Source organism: Paracoccus solventivorans (assembly GCF_900142875.1).
Classification (GTDB): Bacteria; Pseudomonadota; Alphaproteobacteria; order Rhodobacterales; family Rhodobacteraceae; genus Paracoccus; species Paracoccus solventivorans.
Genome location: NZ_FRCK01000005.1, coordinates 1 through 19,231 on the forward strand (window position 1 = coordinate 1; position 19,231 = coordinate 19,231).

The window sequence follows — 19,231 nt, forward strand, 5'->3', positions numbered from 1 at the left end:
GTTCGTATCATGGGATCGAAGTCCCGGCTGCTACAGACGCTCGTGGCGGGAAGTGGCGTAAACTCAGTGCCCACTCAGGGACTGAAGTGGCGGAGAGGGTGGGATTCGAACCCACGGAACCCGTGAAGGCTCAACGGTTTTCGAGACCGCCCCGTTCGACCACTCCGGCACCTCTCCGCGCTTTGGGGTGGTGAGGGCGGGATTTATCGGTGCGGTGGGCGAAGCGCAAGGGGGATTTCGCAAATATTTGCCGCCTTTGGGGGGCGCTGCAGAACGGCGGCCGGCTGCGGGACCCGTGGCGGCGCAAGCCCGTGCGGGCGGGTGGGAAGACAGGTGTCGTCGCTGACCTTCCGCCGCTCGGACGTCGCTCAAGCCCGCGCGGACGGGGCGTCAGCTCAAGCCGGCCCCCGCCGGTGGCGCCGGTCCAGCCTCGACCCGCGCGGACGGGGCGGCGGCTCCGGGAGGGTTCCGAGGGGGCTCTCTCAGCACCCGAACCCGCACGGACGACGGGGCGGCGGAATCGGGCCGGGCGACGCGCCTGCGACCTTCCGCGGCTTGCGGGACGGCGGCGGGTAGGGCACAGGGGCAGGGATGAGCAGATCCACCGTCAGGGCTGTTTGCATTGCCGCGGCGTTGTCGGGGCTGGCCGCCATGCCCGGCATTCCGGTGGCGCCGGGGCGTGCCGCCGCGCAGCAGCCGGATCTGCCCGCCCGGCCTCCAGCCGAGTTTCGCGCCGTCGACCCCGCGCGGGTGGAACAGGCGATGCGGCTCGACCTGCTGGCAACGGTGCTGGCGGCCGAGATCGCGGCGGCGGGCGACCCGTTGCGCCCGCCTCCCCCCGGCGTCCGCGATCCGCGCTGGCAGGCGATCGCGACCCGCATCGCCTCGCCGCAGCGGATCCTGGCCGGGCTGCGCGCGGGCGTGGCCGAGGGGCTGGCGGCGCTGGACCAGCAAGCGCAGCGGGCGGCGGTGGCCGAGGCGCTGGGCTTCTGGGAAGCGCCGCTCGGGCGGCGGGTGATCCTGCTGGAACTGGCCGCGCGCGAGGCGATGATCGCCCCGGGGTTCGACGCCGCCGCCCGCGCCGATTTCGCCGGCGCCGCGGCGCGCAACCATCCGCGGGCCGAACAGGTGCGCGCGCTGATCGCCGCGGGCGATCTGGTCGAGCCGGCGGTCGCCGCCGCGCTGAACATGAGCGTGGCGCTGCTGGAAGGGGTGGCGCAGGCCGAGCGCCGGCCGGTCGACCGCGATACGCTGCTGCGCCGGGCCTGGGCGCAGGAACCCTCCATCCGCGCCGACCAGTCCGGCTGGATCGAGGCGCTGCTCCATGTCGCCACCGGGCCGCTGAGCGATGCCGAGATGGCGCTGCTGGTCCGGGCGGCCGGGCGGCCGGGGCACCACCGGCTCAACGCGATCCTGCAACAGGCGGCGGCCGGGGCGTTCGCCGAGATCGCCCGCGATCTCGGTCGCGCTTCGGCGCGGCGCGGGCGGGGGGCTCCGTGGTAGGCCCGGCCGGGACGGTGCTGCTGGTCGGGGTGCTGGCGGCGCCCGAGATGCTGGCGGCGCTGGGGCTGGCGCCGGCGGGGCCCGACATCGCGCTGCCCGGGGCGCTGCGCGGCGGCGGCGCGGGGATCGGCGCCGGGGACTGGCCGCAGTGGGATCGCGACGCGCCGGGGACGGTGGCGGCGACCCCGGTCACGTCCAACCCGCAGCTGGCGCGCTATGCTGCGATCATGGGGCTCGCGCCGGTCGAGACCGGGCAGGGCAGGGTGCTCGGCATCCGCCCGCCCGGCGACCCTGACCCTGAGGCCGCCCCTCCCCCTGACCCGGCGCTGGCCGCAGGGGTGGCGGCGGAACTGCTGGCCCTCGACCCCGCCATCCCGGCAGAGCTGCTGCGGGCGCATCTGCCGGGGATCGCTTGGCGGGCGGATTCGCGGCGCCGCGCGCGGGGCGCGCCACCCCGCGGCGAGCTTGTGCCCACCCCCGGCGAGCCCGCCCCCGACCGGCTGCGCATCGAACACCGCTCTACCCCCTATCTGGGCCATTTCGCCGTCGAACAGCTGCGCCTGCGCCACCTCCTGCACCACGGCGGCTGGAGCGGGGAGATCGAGCGGGCGGTGTTCATCTCGGGCGATGCGGTGGTGGTGCTGCCCTGGGATCCGGGCCGCGACCGGGTGCTGCTGGTCGAGCAGTTCCGCGCCGGCCCGGCCGCGCGCGGCGACCCGCAGCCCTGGCTGCTCGAACCCGTCGCCGGCCGCATCGACCCCGGCGACACCCCGGCTCAAACCGCAAGGCGCGAGGCCGCGGAGGAGGCAGGGCTGACGCTGTCGCGGCTGATCCCGGTGCCGGGCAGCTACCCCTCGCCGGGCAGCGTGGCCGAATATATCTACGCCTTTATCGGCATCGCCGAACTGCCGGACGGGGCGGCGGGGATCGGGGGGCTCGAGTCGGAATCCGAGGATATCCGCAGCCATGTCCTCGACCGCGCCCGGCTGACCGAGATGGCGCTGGCCGGGCAGATCGTGAACGCGCCGCTGATGATCCTGGCGCTGTGGCTCGACCGCATGGCCGGGCGGCTGCGCTGCGACATGGCCCGCTGACAGCTTCTTCCTTGCCCCAATATCCCGCGGGGGGGCGGGGGCGCGAAGCCCCCGCCCGCAGCCGTGCAACCGCCGCCCCCGCCGCAGGGTTGCCTGATCCCGCCCCCGCTGGTTTAACGGCAGGGCAAGAGGAAAGGCCCGACCATGCGCAACTGCCCCGACCTGGCCGCCGCCATCGGCCACACCCCGCTGATCCGCCTCAACCGCGCCTCGGAGGCGACGGGCTGCGAGATCTGGGGCAAGGCCGAGTTCATGAACCCCGGCCAGTCGGTCAAGGACCGCGCCGCACTCTACATCATCCGTGACGCGGTGGCGCGGGGCGAGCTGCGCCCGGGCGGCACCATCGTCGAGGGCACGGCCGGCAATACCGGCATCGGGCTGGCGCTGGTCGGGGCCTCGATGGGGTTCCGCTCGGTCATCGTGATCCCGGAAACCCAGAGCCAGGAAAAAAAGGACATGCTGCGGCTGGCCGGCGCCGAGCTGGTCGAGGTCCCCGCCGCCCCCTACAAGAACCCCAACAACTACGTGCGCTATTCCGGGCGGCTGGCCGCGGCGCTGGCGCGCGATCTGCCGGGGGGCGCGATCTGGGCCAACCAGTTCGACAACACCGCCAACCGGCAGGCGCATGAGGAAACCACCGGCCCCGAGATCTGGGAACAGACCCAGGGCCGCGTCGACGGCTTTGTCTGCGCGGTGGGGTCCGGGGGCACGCTGGCGGGGGTGGCGGCGGCGCTGCAGCCCCGCGGCGTCAAGATCGGGCTGGCCGACCCCGAGGGCGCGGCGCTGCACGCCTATTACACCACCGGCCAGTTCGACAGCCCCGGCAGCTCGATCACCGAAGGCATCGGCCAGGGCCGGATCACCGCCAACCTCGAAGGCTTCACCCCCGATTTCAGCTGGCGCATCCCGGACGCCGAGGCGCTGCCGGTGATCTTCGACCTGCTCGAGTTCGAGGGGCTGTGCCTGGGCGGCTCGTCCGGGATCAACGTCGCCGGCGCGATCCGCATGGCGCGCGAGATGGGGCCGGGCAAGACCATCGTCACCGTGCTGGCCGATTACGGCAACCGCTATCAGACCAAGCTGTGGAACCCGGCGTTCCTGCGGGACAAGGGCCTGCCGGTGCCGCATTGGCTGGACCGCGACGCCGGCACCCCGGCGGCGCTGCCGGACGTGACCGAGGGCTGAGCCGATGCAAGGCGCCCGCATCCCGCAGGCCGGGCGGCTGCGGCCGGTGCTGCTGGCCGCGCTGCTGTGGCTGGCGCTGGCGGTGGCGGTGCTGGCGCAATCCGCCGCCACCGAGCCCGATTATGCGGACTGGGAACGCGAGGCCAGCCGCGCCGAAGAGCTGGTCGAGGCCAGCGACACCCCTCCGGACGTGCTGGGGGCGGTGCGGGCGGAAATCGTCGCCTGGCGCGACCAGTTCCAGCAGGCGCAGACGCTGAACGGCACCCGCATCGCCACGCTGCGCGAACAGATCGGCGCGCTTGGCCCCGCGCCGGCCGAGGGCGAGACCGAGGCCGAGGACATCGCCGCCCGCCGCCGCACCCTGAACGAGCAGCTGTCGGAATTGCAGGCGCCGGGGCTGCGCGCGGTCGAGGCGTACAGCCGCGCCGACAGCCTGGTGCGCGGCATCGACGACGAGTTGCGCACCCGCCAGACCAGCGCCCTGCTGCGCCACGGTCCCTCGCCGCTCATGCCCGGCAGCTGGGCCGAGGCGGTGTCCGCGGCGGTGCAGCTGGCGCGCGGCATCGCCGCGGATGTGCGCGAGCGCTGGGTCGGCCCCTCTGGGGAAACCCTGCCCGCCCGCCTGCCCGAGGTGGCGCTGTATCTGGCGCTGGCGCTGGGGCTGCTGGTGTTTGCCCGCGGCTGGGTGGAGGCGCTGCCGCGCCGGATGTCGGAACGGGCCAGCGACTATGCCCGCGACGCGGTGGGGTTCGCGGCCTCGCTGGGGCAGATCGCGATCCCGACCGCGGGCGCCTATCTGCTGGTGCGGGCGCTGGATGCGACGGGGCTGGCCGGTCCCTGGGCGCGGCCGATCCTGATGGCGCTGCCGGTGGCGGCGCTGATCCTGTTCGGGGGCCGCTGGCTGGCGCGGCGGCTGTTCCCGGCCAGCGGCGACCCGCCGGTCTGCTTCCCCGAGCCGATGCGGCTGCGCGGGCGGCTTTACGGCACCGGGCTGGCGCTGGCGCTGGCGCTGCACCATGTCGCGGCCCGGGCGCTGCTGCCGCTGTCGGGGACGCGGGGCGGCGGACCGCAGGACAGCCGCATCCCGCTCGAGATCGACCCGGGCGCGGCGGCGGTGTTCCACCTGCCGCTGGTGGTGATGGGCGCGGTGATGCTGTTCCGCCTAAGCCATATCCTGCGCCGCGCCCGCGAGTTCACCAACACCAACACCCCCGATTACGGCGATGCGGCGCTGGCGCTGCTGGGACATGCCGGGCGCTTCGTGGCGCTGGTGGCGCCGGCGCTGGTGCTGGTCGGCTTCGTCACCATGGCCAATGCGATCCTGTGGCCGACCGCGATGACGCTGGGGCTGCTGGCGCTGCTGGTGGTGCTGCAGGAGTTCGTGGCCGACCTGTGGGTGCTGGTGACGCGCAACCGCGACGGCTCGCGCAACGAGCTGGCGCCGGTGCTGATCGGCTTTGCCATGGTGCTGCTGTCGCTGCCGCTGTTCGCGATGATCTGGGGCGCCAGCGTCACCGACCTGACCGAGACCTGGACCCGGGTGCGACAGGGGATCTCGCTGGGCGGGATCCGGCTGTCGCCGGGGGCGATCCTGACCTTCGTCGTCGTGTTCGCGCTGGGGTACATGGCGACGCGGCTGCTGCAGGGCACGGTGCGCAACACCATCCTGCCCCGCACGCGCCTGGACGAGGGCGCGCAGAACGCCGCCGTGGCCGGGCTGGGCTATGTCGGCATCGTGCTGGCGGCGCTGTTTGCGATCACCTCGGCGGGGATCGACATGTCGAGCCTGGCCATCGTCGCCGGGGCGCTGTCGGTGGGGATCGGTTTCGGCCTGCAGAACATCGTCTCGAACTTCGTCAGCGGCATCATCCTGCTGGTGGAGCGGCCGGTGGCGGTGGGCGACTGGATCCAGGTCGGCGGCGCGCAGGGCTATGTGCGCAGCATCTCGGTGCGCTCGACCCGCATCCAGACCTTCGACCGCACCGATGTGATCGTGCCGAACTCGGACCTGATCTCGAAAGAGGTGGTGAACTGGACGCGCGGCAACCTGCAGGGCCGGATCATCGTGCCGGTGCGGGTGGCTTACGGTTGCGATTCCCGCCGGGTAGCGCAGATCCTGACCGAGATCGCCGAGGACCAGCCCACCGTGCTGATCAACCCCGCGCCGGTGGTGGTGCTGGCCGGTTTCGGCACCGACAGCCTGGATTTCGAGATCCGGGCGGTGCTGGCCGACATCAACCAGGGCGTCACCGTCGCCTCGGAGATCCGCCACCAGATCGTCGAGCGCTTCGCCGCCGAGGGGCTGGCGATTCCCTTCACCAACCGGCAGGTGCGCATCGTCAGCGGCGATGGCGCCGTCTTTGGCGTGCCCCCCAAGCCTGCGCCGCCGGCCGAGGCGGGCAGCGCCGGCGGCGACGAGGAGGCGGGCGAGGGCGAGGGCAAGGGCGCCGGCCAGCGCTAGGCCGTCCAGGACACAAGTTTTCGCGGGCGATGGAACGATTGCCGCCACGACCGGGTTCGGATGCCATAAGCAAATCCCTTCGTGGAAAGGAAGATGAAATGGCCAATCAAGACAACGCCTCGAACGCCGGCAAGACCATCAAGGACACCGCGCGGGATGCTGCGGACGATCTGAAGCAGGGCGCCTCGAAGCTGGCCAGCGGCGCGAAGGAGGCCTGGGACGAGGCGACCGATGGCTCGACCGCCCAGCGGCTCAAGCAGGATGCCTCGGAGATGGCGCAGACCGTGCGCGACAAGGGCGCCGAGGCGGTCGACGCCGCCCGCGAGAAGGGGACGGAATATGTCGAGCGCGCCCGGCACGAGGCCGACCGCCTGTATCGCGCCGCCGACCGCCGCGTCCACGAGGTCGCCGACCACGCCGAGGAATATTACGACGAGCTGTCCGACATGGTGCGCCGCCGCCCCGCGCAGGCGCTGGGGATCGCGGCCGGCGTCGGCTTCCTGGTCGGCCTGATCCTGGCGCGGCGCTGAACCCATGTTCGACTATGCGCGCAACCTGAAGCTCGCCGCCCAGGACACCGGCCGCAGGGTCGCCATCAAGGCGGCCGCCGGCGGCGCGGTGATGCTGGGCGCCGGGTTCCTGCTGGCGGCGCTGTGGACGTTCCTTGCGCGCACGCTGGGCTGGGGGCCGCTGGTCGCCTCGCTGCTGATCGGGGTGGTGTTCGTCGGCGCGGGCATCGCGCTGCTGGCCAGCTCGCACGAGGTCAAGCACCCGGTGCCCACCACCGACGAGCTGAAGGCCGAGATCGAGACCCGGCTGGAGCTGGCCACCGACGCGGCGCTGGAAAAGGCGCGGCTGAAGGCGACCGAGGTGGTGGACACGGTGGAAAACCGCGTGCACTCCGTGGTCGACGAGGTGACCCACAAGGCCAACCGCTTTGCCGACAGCGCCGAGGCCCGGGTGCAGGGCTTTGCCAGCAGCATCGCCGGCCAGGCCGGGAAAGCGGCGGAAAAGGTCGGCCTGACGCCCCAGCGGGTGGCGCGCGCCGAGGCGCGGGTCAAGTCGGGGGCGGAACGCTTCCGCCACTCGAACGCCGCCACCATCCCGCCGCTGGTCGGGGCCTTCGCCGTGGGCATCGCGCTGGCCAACCGCCTGCAATCCTGGCGCCACGGCGACGATGCCGGGGCAGAGGATGACAGCGCCTGGGACAGGGAATGGGAAGAACAGTGGGACGATCCCTACGGCAACCCCTATCCCCCCGACGAGCCCTATGACGGCGACCGCTACGCCTGAGCCGGGGCGCCGCCCGGGCGGACACAGACAAACGAAAAAGGGCCGCGGATTCCGCAGCCCTTTTTCATGTGTCCCCGATGCCGGGGCGCTGGTCCCGGACGGGCGCTCAGCCGCCCATCTTGCTCGAGGATCGGGAAGAGCAGTGGGGCGATCCCTATGGCCACCCTCTCCCCCGGACGAACCCCATGACGGCGACTGCTACGCGCGAGCCGGGCGCCGCCCGGGCGGGCACAACAGAACGAAAAAGGGCCGCGGAAGCCGCAGCCCTTTCTCATGCGTTCCCGGGGCGCTGGTCCCGGACCGGCGCTCAGCTGTTGGCTTCGCGGATCTTGTTGGCGGCGTCCTTGTCGTAGGCGACGTCGGTGCGGTCGAACAGCTGGTCGAGCTCGCCCGACAGCGTCATCTCGGTCACGATGTCGCAGCCGCCGACGAACTCGCCCTTGACGTAAAGCTGCGGCACGGTCGGCCAGTCCGAGAAATCCTTGATGCCCTGGCGCATCTCGTCGCTGGCCAGCACGTTCACGTCGCGATAGGCAACGCCCATGTAGTTCAGCACCCCCGCCACGCGGCTGGAAAATCCGCATTGCGGGACGTCGCGCGTGCCCTTCATGAACAGCACGACGTCATTGCCGTCGATGAGTTCCTGGATCTCGGTGCGGGTGTCGGTCATTTCGGGTGTATCCCCAGAGATTGGTTGCATTCAGTCGGGCACGCGGGTGGTCAGCGCCAGCGCGTGCAGCGCCCCGGCGGGCCCGTCCATCCGGCCCTGAAGCGCCGCATAGACCATCCGCTGCTGCTGGACCCGGTTCTTGCCGCGGAAACTTTCGTCCACGACCTCGGCGGCATAGTGGTTACCGTCGCCCGCCAGGTCGGTGATGGTGATGCGGGCGTCGGGAAAAGCCTCGCGGATCAACGCCTCGATCTCAAAGGCTTCAATCGCCATGACGCATCCTCCGTAGCTTGCCAGTGCCTGACTTAGGACGCGGGCGATGGGGGCGCAAGCCCGGCGGCGGGGAATGCGGGCCTGCTGCGGGGCAAAGGGGCGGGAACATTGGCCGGGCAGGGCGGTTCGTGCTAGGATCGCGGGCAAAGCGCGGGGAACCACTTGGGGGTGTGCGCCATGCCGGACCGCAGCAGCGACCGCCAGCTTATGGTGGCCAGCCAGATCGCGCCGCGGGGCGTCGCCGACGCCAGGGTGCTCGACGCCATGCGCAGCGTCCCGCGCGAAGAGTTCGTGCCGCCGGCGCAGCGCGCCGATGCCTATGCCGACCACCCGCTGCCGATCGGCTCGGGGCAGACCATCTCGCAGCCCTATATCGTGGCGATGATGCTGGAAGCGGCCGAGATCGCGCCCGAGGACCGCGTGCTCGAGATCGGCGCCGGCTCGGGCTATGCGGCGGCGGTGGCCAGCCGGCTGGCGGCCAGCGTCTGCGCGGTCGAGCGTATCGGCGATCTGGCCCGGGCCGCGGCCGGGCGGCTGGCCCGGCTGGGCTACGGCAATGTCGAGGTCCGCCACGACGACGGCACCGGCGGCTGGCCCGGCGGCGGCAGCTTCGACGTGATCCTGGTCGCCGCCGCGGGCCCCGAGATCCCGGCGCCGCTGCTGGCGCAGCTGGCCCCCGGCGGGCGGCTGGTGATGCCGGTGGGGCCGCGGGGCGAGGCGCAGCGGCTGACCCGCATCCGCCGCACGCCCGAGGGCGACCGCCACGAGGATCTGGGCGCGGTGGTCTTTGTTCCCCTGATCGGCGCGGCCGGCTATGCTGATGATGGCGGGTCCGCGCCCGGCTGACCGCTTCCGCCCGCTGTTGTTCCTTGCAGGAGACCCGAGATGAGCTGGATGCCCGACCTGGAACCCGTCTGCCCCGATGCCGGGGCGCTGGACGACATCGAGCTGCTGATCGTGCCGCGCGCCCGGGACATCGGTGGTTTCGAGGTGCGCCGTGCGCTGCCCGCGCCCCGGCGGCAGATGGTCGGCCCGTTCATCTTCTTCGACCAGATGGGCCCGGCCGAGTTCATCCACGGCGGCGGCATCGACGTGCGCCCGCACCCGCATATCGGGCTGGCGACGCTGACCTATCTGTTCCGCGGCGCCTTCCAGCACCGCGACAGCCTGGGTTCGGACCAGATGATCCAGCCCGGCGCGGTCAACTGGATGGTGGCGGGCAACGGCGTCACCCATTCCGAACGCACCGACGCCGCCACCCGCGCCGCGCCGCACACGCTGTTCGGCATCCAGACCTGGGTGGCGCTGCCCGAGGCGCAGGAGGACGCGCCGGGCAGCTTCGAGCACCACGGCGCGGATGCGCTGCCGGTGCTGGAGGCCGAGGGCAAGCAGCTGCGGCTGATCGCCGGGCGCGGCTGGGGGGCGCGGGCGCCGGTGACCGTGCACAGCGACCTGTTCTATGCCGATGCGGTGCTGGCCCCCGGCGCCCGCCTGCCGCTGCCGCTCGACCACGAGGACCGCGGGCTATACGTCACCGAGGGCTCGGTGTTGGTGGCGGGCGAGGAGTTTCCCGCCGGCCGCATGATGGTGTTCCGCCCCGGCGACGAGATCACCGTGACGGCGGGCGAGCAGGGTGCGCGGTTCGTGGCACTGGGCGGCGAGACGCTGAACGGGCCGCGCTACATCATGTGGAACTTCGTCGCCTCGTCCCGCGAACGGCTGGAGGCGGCGCGCGAGGCGTGGAAGGCGGGCGATTTCGAGCACGGCCGTTTCCGGCTGCCGCCGGGCGATGATGCGGAGTTCGTGCCCTATCCGGGCGGGCCGGGGCGCTGATCGCGGCGGCTGGGGGCTTTGCCCCCGGCCCGTGCCGGGCCTCCCCCAGGATATTTGCGGCACGGTGAAAGGGCGCCGGGCGCCCCCGGGCGGTCAGTCCTTGAAGCTGCGGCTGTCCTTGATCTGGTCCCAGGCCCAGACGACCTCTTGCAGCCGATCCTCGTCCGAGCGGTCGCCGCCGTTCATGTCGGGATGAAGATCCTTGACCAGGGACTTGTATTGCTTGCGGATTTCCACCTTGGTCCAGGTGTCCTTGGCGTCGAGGATCTCGAGCGCGCGGCGCTCGGTCGGGGGCAGCTTGCGGGCGGTGCGCAGCCGCTGTTCGGGGTTGGTGCCGTTGGCGCCCAGGATTTCCAGCGGGTCGCTGATCCCGTGCCGCGCCCAGGCCTGTTCCTGCGCCGCCCGGCCAAAGGGGCGGGTCGGGCGTTCCCACACCGTGGCGTTGTCCAGAAACTCCTGGAACTCGGCCTCGGACTGGCCCTGGAAGTAATTCCAGTTGGTGTTGTACTCGCGCACATGCTCCTTGCAGAACCAGTAATAGTCGTCGAGCTGCTTGGGCGATTTGGGCGCGCGGTATTGGCCCGGCTGCGTGCAGCCCGACTTGTCGCACTGGCGAGTCGACGTCTCGAAGGCGCCCGACATGCCGCGGCGCCCCCTGGACCGCCGCTTCTTGTCCGAGGCGGCGGAGATATCGAAATCGAACGGGTCGCTGGTAGTCATGCAAGGCCTTCTTTTCGACTCGGGACCGGAAGTGTAGGGGTTTTGCACCGCTTGGGAAGGGGTGAAGGGTATCATGCAGCGATCTATCGCCGAGGAAATGAACAAAAGACTGGCGGAACTGTCGCCGACCGCGCTGGAGGTGATCGACGAAAGCGAGCTGCACCGCGGCCACGCCGGCTGGCGCGAGGGCGGGCAGACGCATTTCCGCATCCGCATGGCCGCCCCGGTCTTTGCCGGGCTGAACCGGGTCGAGCGGCACCGGCTGGTCAACCGCACGCTGGGCGATATCGTGCCGCGCATCCACGCGCTGGCGCTGGAACTGTCGGAACCGTAAGCGCCGATGTGGGCGCGCGGGCGCCCGGGTTCAACCCCGCGGTGCGCCGGCGCAGCCGCCGTTAGCGCACACAGTCTGGACGCCACCCGGGGCGGGGCCTAAGAGCCGGCAGGACGGCTGCTGCAAGCAAGGGATCGACCGATGACCGACACCAGGGATTTCAACGACCGCATGCTCTCGCTGGGCCTGGCCCGGGTCAGCGAAGCCGCGGCCCATGCCTCGGCCCGGCTGGTCGGGCGCGGCGACGAAAAGGCCGCCGACCAGGCGGCGGTGAACGCGATGCGCGACCAGCTGAACATGCTGGACATCAAGGGCACGGTGGTGATCGGCGAGGGCGAGCGCGACGAGGCGCCGATGCTGTTCATCGGCGAAGAGGTCGGCACCGGCAACGGCCCCGAGGTGGATATCGCGCTGGACCCGCTGGAAGGCACCACCCTGACCGCCAAGGACATGCCGAACGCGCTGACCGTGATCGCCATGGCCCCGCGCGGCACGCTGCTGCACGCGCCCGACGTCTATATGGACAAGCTGGCGGTGGGGCCGGGCTATCCCAAGGACGTGGTCAGCCTGGAGATGTCGCCGCGCGAACGGGTGCTGGCGCTGGCCGCCGCCGGTGGCGTCAAGCCCTACGACATCACCGTCTGCATCCTCGAACGCCCCCGCCACGAAGAGATGATCGCCGAGGTGCGTTCCACTGGCGCCGCGATCCGGCTGATCACCGATGGCGACGTGGCCGGCGTGATCCATGTCGCCGAATCGGACAAGACCGGCATCGACATGTACATGGGTTCCGGCGGCGCCCCCGAGGGCGTACTGGCGGCATCCGCGCTGAAATGCATGGGCGGGCAGATGTGGGGGCGGCTGCTGTTCCGCAACGACGACGAACGCGGCCGCGCTGCCAAGGCCGGGATCACCGACCTGAACCGCATCTATACCCGCGACGAGATGGTCACCGCCGACGTGATCTTTTCGGCGACCGGCGTCACCAACGGCTCGATCGTCAAGGGCCTGCGGCGCGAGCCGCATTTCGTTGAAACCGAAACCATCCTGATGCGCTCCAAGACCGGCTCGGTCCGGCGGATGATCTATCGCAACCCGGTTCGGGCATAAGGGCAGGGAGGCGCTGCCCCCGTCCCGTGCCGGGACTCCCCCGGGATATTTTTCCACCAAAGATATTTTCCACCAAGGAGGGGCCGTCCGCCGCGCGGGCGGCCTTTTCGCATCTTGCCCTTGCGGCGGGCTGTGGCGACAAGGCGCCCATGTCTGCTTTCCTGAACGTCGAATCCTCGCTGACCGGCCGCCGCTGGGCCGGTCCCGATCCCATGGAAGAGCGGTTGGCCGAGGGGCTGGCGCAGGCCGCGCTGCTGCCCCTGCCGGTGGCGCGGGTGCTGGCCGCGCGCGGCGTGGCTGCCGAAGAGGCCGCCGGTCACCTGGAGCCGAAGCTGCGCGACCTGCTGCCCGACCCGCTGCGCCTGCGCGACATGGAGCTTGCGGCCGAGCGGCTGGTCGCCGCCGTGGTGGCGGGCGAGCGGATTGCGGTGTTCGCCGATTACGACGTGGACGGCGGCGCCTCGGCGGCGCTGCTGCTGGGCTGGCTGCGCGCACAGGGGCGCGAGGCGACGCTGTATATCCCCGACCGCATCGACGAGGGCTACGGCCCCAACCCCGCCGCGATCGAGCAGCTTGCGCGCGACCATGCGCTGATCGTCTGCGTCGACTGCGGCACGCTGAGCCACGAGGCGCTGGCGGTGGCCGAGGGCCGCGCCGACGTGATCGTGCTGGACCATCACCAGGGCGGCGAGACCTTGCCGCCGGTGCTGGCGGTGGTGAACCCCAACCGCGCCGATGAGGACGGGGCGCTGGGGCATCTCTGCGCCGCGGGGGTGGTGTTCCTGACGCTGGTGCAGGCCAACCGCGGCCTGCGTGCGCGCGGGCTGGCCGAGCCGGATCTGATCCGGATGCTGGATCTGGTGGCGCTGGCGACGGTGGCCGACGTGGCGCCGCTGCTGGGGGTGAACCGCGCCTTTGTCCGGCAGGGGCTGGCGATCATGGCGCGCCGCGCCCGCCCGGGGCTGGTGGCGCTGTCCGACGTGGCGCGGCTCGATTCGGCGCCCTCGGCCTTTCATCTCGGCTTCCTGCTGGGGCCGCGGATCAACGCCGGCGGCCGCGTCGGCCGCGCCGATCTGGGCGCGCGCTGCCTCTCGGCCACCGACCGCGCCGAGGCCGAGGCGCTGGCCGCCCAGCTGGATGCGCTGAACCATGAGCGCCGCGAGATCGAGGCGCTGGTCCGCGAATCCGCCTTTGCCCAGGCCGAAGCGCATGGCGACCCGGCGCTGTCCTGGGCCGCGGGCGAGGGCTGGCACCCCGGTGTCGTCGGCATCGTCGCGGCACGTCTGAAAGAGGCGACCGGCCGGCCGTCGGTGGTGATCGGCGTCGCGGGCGGCGTGGGCAAGGGCTCGGCCCGCTCGGTCCCCGGCTTCGACATCGGCCGCGCGGTGCAGCGGCTTCAGGCCGAGGGGCTGGTCACCCGCGGCGGCGGCCACGCCATGGCCGCGGGGCTGACGGTCGAGCCCGCGCAGATCGCCCCCGCCATGGCGCGGCTGTCCGAACTGGCGGCGGCGGCGCTGGCGGGAAGGGCGGCCGGGGCGCTGCGAATCTCGGGCCTGCTCGACGCGCGCGCCGCCACCCCCGAGATGATCGAGGCGCTGGAGCGCGCCGGTCCCTTCGGCGCTGGCGCCCCCGCGCCGCGCTTTGCGCTGAGCGACCTGATTCTCGAACAGGTGGACACCATGGGCGAGGGCCACCTGCGCCTGCGCGCCCGCAGCGGGGCCGGGGCGCTGGATGCGGTCGCCTGGGGTGCGATGCAGGGCGCGCTTGGCCCGGCGCTGCTGCGCGCGCGCGGGCGGCGTTTCCACCTGGCCGGGCGGCTGGAGCTGTCGCTGTGGGGCGGCCGCCAGCGCGTGCGCCTGCGCCTGGACGACGCCGCCGAGCCCGCGGGCAACGGAACGCCCCGGGCCGATTGAAGAAATCGCGCGCGCCGAAATTTTCTGCTTGCGGTCCCCGCGCGCATTGCCTAGATACCGCTCCACGCCACGCAGCAACGCTGCAAGCGCAAAAGGTGGCCCGTTCGTCTATCGGTTAGGACGCCAGGTTTTCAACCTGGAAAGAGGGGTTCGACTCCCCTACGGGCTGCCAATTTTCCGCCTAGACGGCTGATCTTGCTAGAGATTATTGCCAGCATGGCGTACCCGTGGGGATGCGGGTAGCCATAACTCGTACTGGGCCTACTTCGTCATCTAGGCGAGTTTCCTGTAAGCAACTGCATGGCGCGGTCTGCTAGACCGGCCCGGCGCATCTTTTCCGTGTATCGCTCAACTTCTGCAAGTGTCTTGTGCCTACACCACGTTCCGATGGTCCGCGGAGTCCGTCCCGAACACCGCAATGTTGAACGTGGTGCTGCATTGCATGAGGGATGCGGTACCTACGATATAGCGGTCCACGTCCGCGGTCAGCGTGTCTGCGCCGTCTTTGCGAGGTACGTTGTTGCGCGGGCGGTGGCTGCGTGCGCTCGGATTGTGCTGTCGTCGCCGTCGTCGTCCACGATGATCGAGGCCACCAAGAATGTCTGCCCGCCCTTGAGCCGGTCCAGTGCCTCCTTGATGGTCTCCCGATCGTCCTCCCACGCCTCCGCATAGCCTGGCATGGGGTTGGCTCATGGCACATATGCGATTCCCCCCGTCTTGGACTGCTGGAATGTCAGGATGCCGTTCGGTCCCACATTGCGCGGCCCGAGGGTCACGGCGTCATTCGTGCGCGCCGCCGTCCAGTATAGCAGCTCGAACGCTGCCCGCTGCACGGTGCCGATCTTCCAATGCGCGCGAACATCGCGATATCGTCGCTGTCCCATGCCGCGAATCCCTCAACCTTCACCTCGCGGCGCTTGACCTCAAGCGCGGGGTTGGGCGTCACGCGAGCATGGCTCATCAGCGCGTGCCGAGCCGTCAGCCGGTCGTTCGCAGGGTTGACCTCGGTCCACTCGCGCACGATCACCGGCGGCTGCCTTCCCGGTGGTGTCCAGCTTGGCGCACAGGCGCTTCTTGCTCGCCAAGGCCACCAGCCGGGACGCGGCCTTCTCTGCATCTTTGATGATCGAGGCCACGTGATACTTGTACGCAGCTGGGATCACACGCTCGTACGCCGGGAAGCTCCCGTCGATGCAGCGGGATCGGATCAACCACGTCCCGGAGGGTAAGGCGCAAGAGACATGCCGCGGCACGGATATCCACGACGGGACTGCGGGGAGTCTCCGAAGTTCTAAGGGAGAACTCACGGGGAACAGGCGTTGCCGGAATCTCGCCACGGATCGATGCGTGTTCCTGCTTCGCCCTGCGAAAGGGGCCCTCGGCGGGTTGGGGCTTATTTGGTGGCGACATGCAATTCCCCCTTGTTTCCCGCCGCCTCGTGCTGCTAGACCCCGCCGCGGAGACGTGGCCGAGTGGTCGAAGGCACACCCCTGCTAAGGGTGCAGGCGGGAAACCGCCTCGAGGGTTCGAATCCCTTCGTCTCCGCCACATTCAGTTGCCGAAGCCGTCCAAGGACCCCGATTGGGCCTTTTTTCTTTTTGTTTCAAAGGGCGTTGGCAGGTCCATCCGCCCTTCGGAGACTGGGCGCTTGGCGCGGAATGGGGCTCCGAATGGCCTGTGTCTCTCTTCGAACGCCCCTCGATGGTCACGGGACGGCGTAAGACATCCTCGCATTTCCAATAGGTTGCCGCGTTCATGGGGTCGTCCCGTTCGCGAGATAATCCGGTGGCGGAGACTGATACAAAAGCGCAGGACGGTCGGGAGGACGGCTCGGTGGCGGCCGATCACTAGGTCCGGCGGAAGCGTCCGTAGCGAGCCAAGACCCTGCCGGAAGTCTCTTATAACAAATGGACTTCGTGCTCATATCCTGGCGAAATGTCAAACGGGCCCTGGACGGATGAAGAGAACGACCTGATCGTCGCGGATTACTTCGCGATGGGGTTAAACGATCCGGGCGACCGGACCTGCACCTGCGGTTCATCTATTGCCGCCGGGGTCCGAGCCTGCTTGTGGACGAGAGGCGGCTGAACACGAAGGGTCGTGCGGTGGCGCCGCGATCAACGATAGGCCGGGGCCTCGTGATGGCGCGGATCTTCCTCCTGGTGTTACAGCCCAAGCTGTCCTGGCGGCTCGACTTTAGTGCGGGGCCTGGAGGCGCACGCGCATGCCAGCATCACCTTCACCTCGCACGCCATCTACCTGCCGCGCCCCGAGTCCTGCGGCCTGCGCCCGCCCGCAGGATATCGAGGCGGCGCTGCAATCGGTGATGGCAAAGCAGGGGCGGCCGTTGTCCTGATGGCTTTGCGAGGCTTTCGGTGATGGCAGACCAGGGGTGGCTATTGCCCTGCGGAGCCGCCGAGCAGGGGTTGTCCAAGCACCCTTTCCCGTTGCCCAAGCGCCGTTACAGCACCCAAGCATCCTTCGTTAACGGAAAAAAAGGGGCGCTCGTGGCGCCCCTTTTGTCATTCCGCGGTCAGCAGCGGGGTCTTGTCCTTGCCCAGCCGCGGGGTGCCGGGGCCCTGGATGTCGAAGACCGGCTTGTCGTCCTCGATGCGGACCTTGACGATGCCGCCCTTGATCAGACGGCCGAACAGCAGCTCTTCGGCCAGGGGTTTCTTGATCGTCTCCTGGATCACCCGGGCCAGCGGGCGGGCGCCCATGCGGTCGTCGTAGCCGCGATGCGCCAGCCAGTCGGCGGCCTCGGGGGTCAGCTCGATATGGACGCCGCGGTCCATCAGCTGCGCTTCCAGCTGCAGGATGAACTTTTCGACCACCTGCACGATCACCTCGCGCGACAGCGGCGCGAAGGAGATCACCGCGTCCAGCCGGTTGCGGAACTCGGGCGTGAAGGTGCGCTCGATCGCCTCCTTGTCCTCGCCCTCGCGGCGTTCGCGGCCGAAGCCGATGGCTGCGCGGGCCTGGTCGGCGGCGCCGGCGTTCGAGGTCATGATCAGGATCACGTTGCGGAAATCCACCTGCCGTCCGTTGTGGTCGGTCAGCTTGCCGTGGTCCATCACCTGCAGCAGGATGTTGTAGACATCCGGGTGCGCCTTTTCGATCTCGTCCAGCAGCAGCACGCAATGTGGGTGCTGGTCGACGCCGTCGGTCAGGAGGCCCCCTTGGTCAAAGCCCACATAGCCCGGCGGCGCCCCGATCAGGCGGCTGACCGCGTGTTTCTCCATGTATTCGGACATGTCGAAACGCAGCAGCTCGACCCCCAGGGTGTTGGCCAGCTGCTTGGCGACCTCGGTCTTGCCGACGCCGGTCGGGCCCGCGAACAGGTAGTTGCCGATGGGTTTTTCCGGCTCGCGCAGCCCGGCGCGCGCCAGCTTGATCGAGGAGGCCAGCGCCTCGATCGCCGCATCCTGGCCGAACACCAGCCGCTTGAGGTTCCTGTCCAGGTCGCGCAGCACCTCGGCGTCGTCCTTGCTGACGCTTTTCGGGGGGATGCGGGCGATCTTGGCCACCACGGCCTCGATCTCCTTGGGCGAGATCACCTTCTTGCGGCGGCTTTCGGCCACGACGTGCTGGGCCGCCCCGGCCTCGTCGATCACGTCGATCGCCGAATCGGGCAGCTTGCGGTCGTTGATATAGCGCGAGGCCAGTTCGACTGCGGTGCGGATCGCCTCGGCCGTGTAGCGCAGCTCGTGGTGCTTCTCGAAGCTGGGCTTCAGCCCCATCAGGATCTTGATCGCGTCGGGGACCGAGGGTTCGTTCACGTCGATCTTCTGGAACCGCCGCGACAGGGCGCGGTCCTTTTCGAAATGCTGCCGGAACTCCTTGTAGGTGGTCGAGCCCATGCAGCGCAGCTTGCCGCCGGCCAGCGCCGGTTTCAGCAGGTTCGAGGCGTCCATCGCCCCGCCCGAGGTCGCCCCGGCGCCGATCACGGTGTGGATCTCGTCGATGAACAGGATGGCATCGTCGTGGTCCTCGAGCTCTTTCACCACGGCCTTCAGCCGCTCCTCGAAATCGCCGCGATAGCGGGTGCCGGCCAGCAGCGCGCCCATGTCCAGCGAATAGATGGTGGCGCCCTTGAGCACGTCCGGGGTCTCGCCGCGCACGATCTTCAGCGCCAGCCCCTCGGCGATGGCGGTCTTGCCGACGCCGGGGTCACCGACCAGCAGCGGGTTGTTCTTGCGCCGGCGGCACAGCACCTGGATGCAGCGCTCGACCTCGTCGGCGCGGCCGATCAGCGGGTCGACGTCGCCGCGCGCGGCCTTGACGTTCAGGTCGACGCAGTATTTCGCCAGCGCCGAGTCCTCTTTCCCGCCGGGGCGTTCCTCGGCGGCGGGCTGTTCGGTGTCCGCCCCCTGCACCCGGCGCGATTCGGAGAACGAGGGGTTCTTGGCGACGCCATGGGCGATGAAGTTCACCGCGTCATAGCGGGTCATGTCGAGTTCCTGCAGGAAGAACGCGGCATTCGATTCCCGCTCCGCGAAGATCGCGACCAGCACGTTGGCGCCCGTGACCTCGTTGCGGCCCGAGCTTTGCACATGGATGGCGGCGCGCTGGATCACGCGCTGGAAGGCGGCGGTGGGGACGGCTTCGGATCCGTCGACGTCGGTGATCAGCGTGGACAGGTCGTCCTCGATGAAATCGTTCAGCATCTGGCGCAGCCGGTCGAGATCGACGTTGCAGGCGCGCATCACGCGCAGGGCGTCGGGTTCCTCGGTCAGGGCCAGCAGCAGGTGTTCCAGCGTCGCCAGCTCATGGCGGTGGCGGTTGGCCAGCGACAAGGCGGCATGGATCGCCTGTTCCAGGGTGGTCGAAAAGGACGGCACT

At 70.2% G+C, this 19,231-nt stretch carries 17 protein-coding genes and 3 tRNA genes; 13 read left to right on the forward strand and 7 right to left on the reverse strand.

Annotated features, from left to right (window positions below; genetic code table 11):
* Positions 1-87 precede the first annotated feature (87 nt).
* A tRNA-Ser gene (locus BUB57_RS09005) sits at positions 88-177 on the reverse strand.
* Between the two features lie 414 nt (positions 178-591).
* On the opposite strand from BUB57_RS09005, the gene BUB57_RS09010 reads away from it, so the two are divergent.
* The 6 genes from BUB57_RS09010 to BUB57_RS09035 all read left to right on the forward strand — a co-directional run bounded on the left by BUB57_RS09010 (position 592) and on the right by BUB57_RS09035 (position 7,536).
* Positions 592-1,503, forward strand: coding sequence for a hypothetical protein (locus BUB57_RS09010; RefSeq protein ID WP_143159682.1), 912 nt, complete (start codon positions 592-594; stop codon positions 1,501-1,503).
* Positions 1,497-2,597, forward strand: coding sequence for an NUDIX domain-containing protein (locus BUB57_RS09015; protein ID WP_143159683.1), 1,101 nt, complete (start codon positions 1,497-1,499; stop codon positions 2,595-2,597). The genes BUB57_RS09010 and BUB57_RS09015 overlap by 7 nt, the downstream gene beginning before the upstream one ends.
* 144 nt (positions 2,598-2,741) lie before the next feature.
* Positions 2,742-3,782, forward strand: a complete 1,041-nt coding sequence (locus BUB57_RS09020; RefSeq protein WP_073065631.1) for a cysteine synthase A — start codon at positions 2,742-2,744, stop codon at positions 3,780-3,782.
* Between the two features lie 202 nt (positions 3,783-3,984).
* Entirely contained in the window at positions 3,985-6,243 is a 2,259-nt protein-coding gene (locus tag BUB57_RS09025) for a DUF3772 domain-containing protein (RefSeq protein ID WP_407670340.1), read from the forward strand.
* 98 nt (positions 6,244-6,341) lie between these two features.
* Complete coding sequence (locus BUB57_RS09030; RefSeq protein ID WP_073065637.1) at positions 6,342-6,773, forward strand: ElaB/YgaM/YqjD family protein; 432 nt, start codon at positions 6,342-6,344, stop codon at positions 6,771-6,773.
* Positions 6,774-6,777: 4 nt separating this feature from the next.
* On the forward strand, positions 6,778-7,536 hold the full coding sequence (locus BUB57_RS09035) for a hypothetical protein (protein ID WP_073065640.1): 759 nt from the start codon (positions 6,778-6,780) through the stop codon (positions 7,534-7,536).
* Positions 7,537-7,843: 307 nt separating this feature from the next.
* Here BUB57_RS09035 and grxD read toward each other — a convergent pair whose 3' ends face one another.
* Positions 7,844-8,206 (reverse strand): Grx4 family monothiol glutaredoxin, encoded by a 363-nt coding sequence (grxD, locus tag BUB57_RS09040; protein WP_073065644.1) that lies wholly within the window; start codon positions 8,204-8,206, stop codon positions 7,844-7,846.
* Between the two features lie 30 nt (positions 8,207-8,236).
* Positions 8,237-8,479: a BolA/IbaG family iron-sulfur metabolism protein gene (locus BUB57_RS09045; RefSeq protein WP_073065647.1), complete on the reverse strand. Its 243-nt coding sequence runs from the start codon at positions 8,477-8,479 to the stop codon at positions 8,237-8,239.
* Positions 8,480-8,656: 177 nt separating this feature from the next.
* On the opposite strand from BUB57_RS09045, the gene BUB57_RS09050 reads away from it, so the two are divergent.
* Positions 8,657-9,325, forward strand: a complete 669-nt coding sequence (locus BUB57_RS09050; protein ID WP_200796437.1) for a protein-L-isoaspartate(D-aspartate) O-methyltransferase — start codon at positions 8,657-8,659, stop codon at positions 9,323-9,325.
* Positions 9,326-9,364: 39 nt separating this feature from the next.
* A complete protein-coding gene (locus BUB57_RS09055; RefSeq protein WP_073065651.1) occupies positions 9,365-10,312 on the forward strand; it encodes a pirin family protein in 948 nt (315 codons plus the stop codon).
* 93 nt (positions 10,313-10,405) lie between these two features.
* On the opposite strand, the gene BUB57_RS09060 is transcribed toward BUB57_RS09055, so the two are convergent.
* Positions 10,406-11,032, reverse strand: a complete 627-nt coding sequence (locus BUB57_RS09060; RefSeq protein ID WP_073065654.1) for a DnaJ domain-containing protein — start codon at positions 11,030-11,032, stop codon at positions 10,406-10,408.
* Positions 11,033-11,105: 73 nt separating this feature from the next.
* Between BUB57_RS09060 and BUB57_RS09065 the strand changes: the two genes are divergently transcribed.
* The 4 genes from BUB57_RS09065 (at position 11,106) to BUB57_RS09080 (ending at position 14,561) form a co-directional block, all read left to right on the forward strand.
* Complete coding sequence (locus BUB57_RS09065; protein ID WP_073065657.1) at positions 11,106-11,366, forward strand: BolA family protein; 261 nt, start codon at positions 11,106-11,108, stop codon at positions 11,364-11,366.
* Between the two features lie 141 nt (positions 11,367-11,507).
* The gene (gene glpX / locus BUB57_RS09070) at positions 11,508-12,476 is read left to right on the forward strand and encodes a class II fructose-bisphosphatase (protein WP_073065660.1); all 969 of its coding nucleotides are present in this window, start codon (positions 11,508-11,510) and stop codon (positions 12,474-12,476) included.
* A 149-nt stretch (positions 12,477-12,625) separates the two neighbouring features.
* Positions 12,626-14,389: a single-stranded-DNA-specific exonuclease RecJ gene (gene recJ / locus BUB57_RS09075; RefSeq protein WP_073065663.1), complete on the forward strand. Its 1,764-nt coding sequence runs from the start codon at positions 12,626-12,628 to the stop codon at positions 14,387-14,389.
* A 97-nt stretch (positions 14,390-14,486) separates the two neighbouring features.
* Positions 14,487-14,561: transfer RNA gene (locus BUB57_RS09080), tRNA-Glu, on the forward strand.
* 313 nt (positions 14,562-14,874) lie between these two features.
* On the opposite strand, the gene BUB57_RS09085 is transcribed toward BUB57_RS09080, so the two are convergent.
* Complete coding sequence (locus tag BUB57_RS09085; protein WP_073065666.1) at positions 14,875-15,069, reverse strand: hypothetical protein; 195 nt, start codon at positions 15,067-15,069, stop codon at positions 14,875-14,877.
* Between the two features lie 92 nt (positions 15,070-15,161).
* On the reverse strand, positions 15,162-15,416 hold the full coding sequence (locus BUB57_RS16560; RefSeq protein ID WP_143159684.1) for a hypothetical protein: 255 nt from the start codon (positions 15,414-15,416) through the stop codon (positions 15,162-15,164).
* Positions 15,417-15,847: 431 nt separating this feature from the next.
* Here BUB57_RS16560 and BUB57_RS09090 point away from each other — a divergent pair.
* A tRNA-Ser gene (locus BUB57_RS09090) sits at positions 15,848-15,937 on the forward strand.
* A 974-nt stretch (positions 15,938-16,911) separates the two neighbouring features.
* On the opposite strand, the gene clpA is transcribed toward BUB57_RS09090, so the two are convergent.
* The gene (gene clpA, locus BUB57_RS09100; RefSeq protein WP_073065672.1) at positions 16,912-19,230 is read right to left on the reverse strand and encodes an ATP-dependent Clp protease ATP-binding subunit ClpA; all 2,319 of its coding nucleotides are present in this window, start codon (positions 19,228-19,230) and stop codon (positions 16,912-16,914) included.
* Between the last annotated feature and the right edge of the window lies 1 nt (position 19,231).

What these genes read in the sequence shown, in the direction of transcription:
- BUB57_RS09010 (WP_143159682.1), top strand. Translation starts at nt 592, where the DNA reads ATGAGCAGATCCACCGTCAGGGCTGTTTGCATTGCCGCGGCGTTGTCG.
- BUB57_RS09020 (WP_073065631.1), top strand. Translation starts at nt 2,742, where the DNA reads ATGCGCAACTGCCCCGACCTGGCCGCCGCCATCGGCCACACCCCGCTG.
- BUB57_RS09030 (WP_073065637.1), top strand. Translation starts at nt 6,342, where the DNA reads ATGGCCAATCAAGACAACGCCTCGAACGCCGGCAAGACCATCAAGGAC.
- BUB57_RS09035 (WP_073065640.1), top strand. Translation starts at nt 6,778, where the DNA reads ATGTTCGACTATGCGCGCAACCTGAAGCTCGCCGCCCAGGACACCGGC.
- grxD (WP_073065644.1), bottom strand. Translation starts at nt 8,206, where the DNA reads ATGACCGACACCCGCACCGAGATCCAGGAACTCATCGACGGCAATGAC.
- BUB57_RS09045 (WP_073065647.1), bottom strand. Translation starts at nt 8,479, where the DNA reads ATGGCGATTGAAGCCTTTGAGATCGAGGCGTTGATCCGCGAGGCTTTT.
- BUB57_RS09050 (WP_200796437.1), top strand. Translation starts at nt 8,657, where the DNA reads ATGCCGGACCGCAGCAGCGACCGCCAGCTTATGGTGGCCAGCCAGATC.
- BUB57_RS09055 (WP_073065651.1), top strand. Translation starts at nt 9,365, where the DNA reads ATGAGCTGGATGCCCGACCTGGAACCCGTCTGCCCCGATGCCGGGGCG.
- BUB57_RS09060 (WP_073065654.1), bottom strand. Translation starts at nt 11,032, where the DNA reads ATGACTACCAGCGACCCGTTCGATTTCGATATCTCCGCCGCCTCGGAC.
- BUB57_RS09065 (WP_073065657.1), top strand. Translation starts at nt 11,106, where the DNA reads ATGCAGCGATCTATCGCCGAGGAAATGAACAAAAGACTGGCGGAACTG.
- glpX (WP_073065660.1), top strand. Translation starts at nt 11,508, where the DNA reads ATGACCGACACCAGGGATTTCAACGACCGCATGCTCTCGCTGGGCCTG.
- recJ (WP_073065663.1), top strand. Translation starts at nt 12,626, where the DNA reads ATGTCTGCTTTCCTGAACGTCGAATCCTCGCTGACCGGCCGCCGCTGG.
- BUB57_RS09085 (WP_073065666.1), bottom strand. Translation starts at nt 15,069, where the DNA reads ATGCCAGGCTATGCGGAGGCGTGGGAGGACGATCGGGAGACCATCAAG.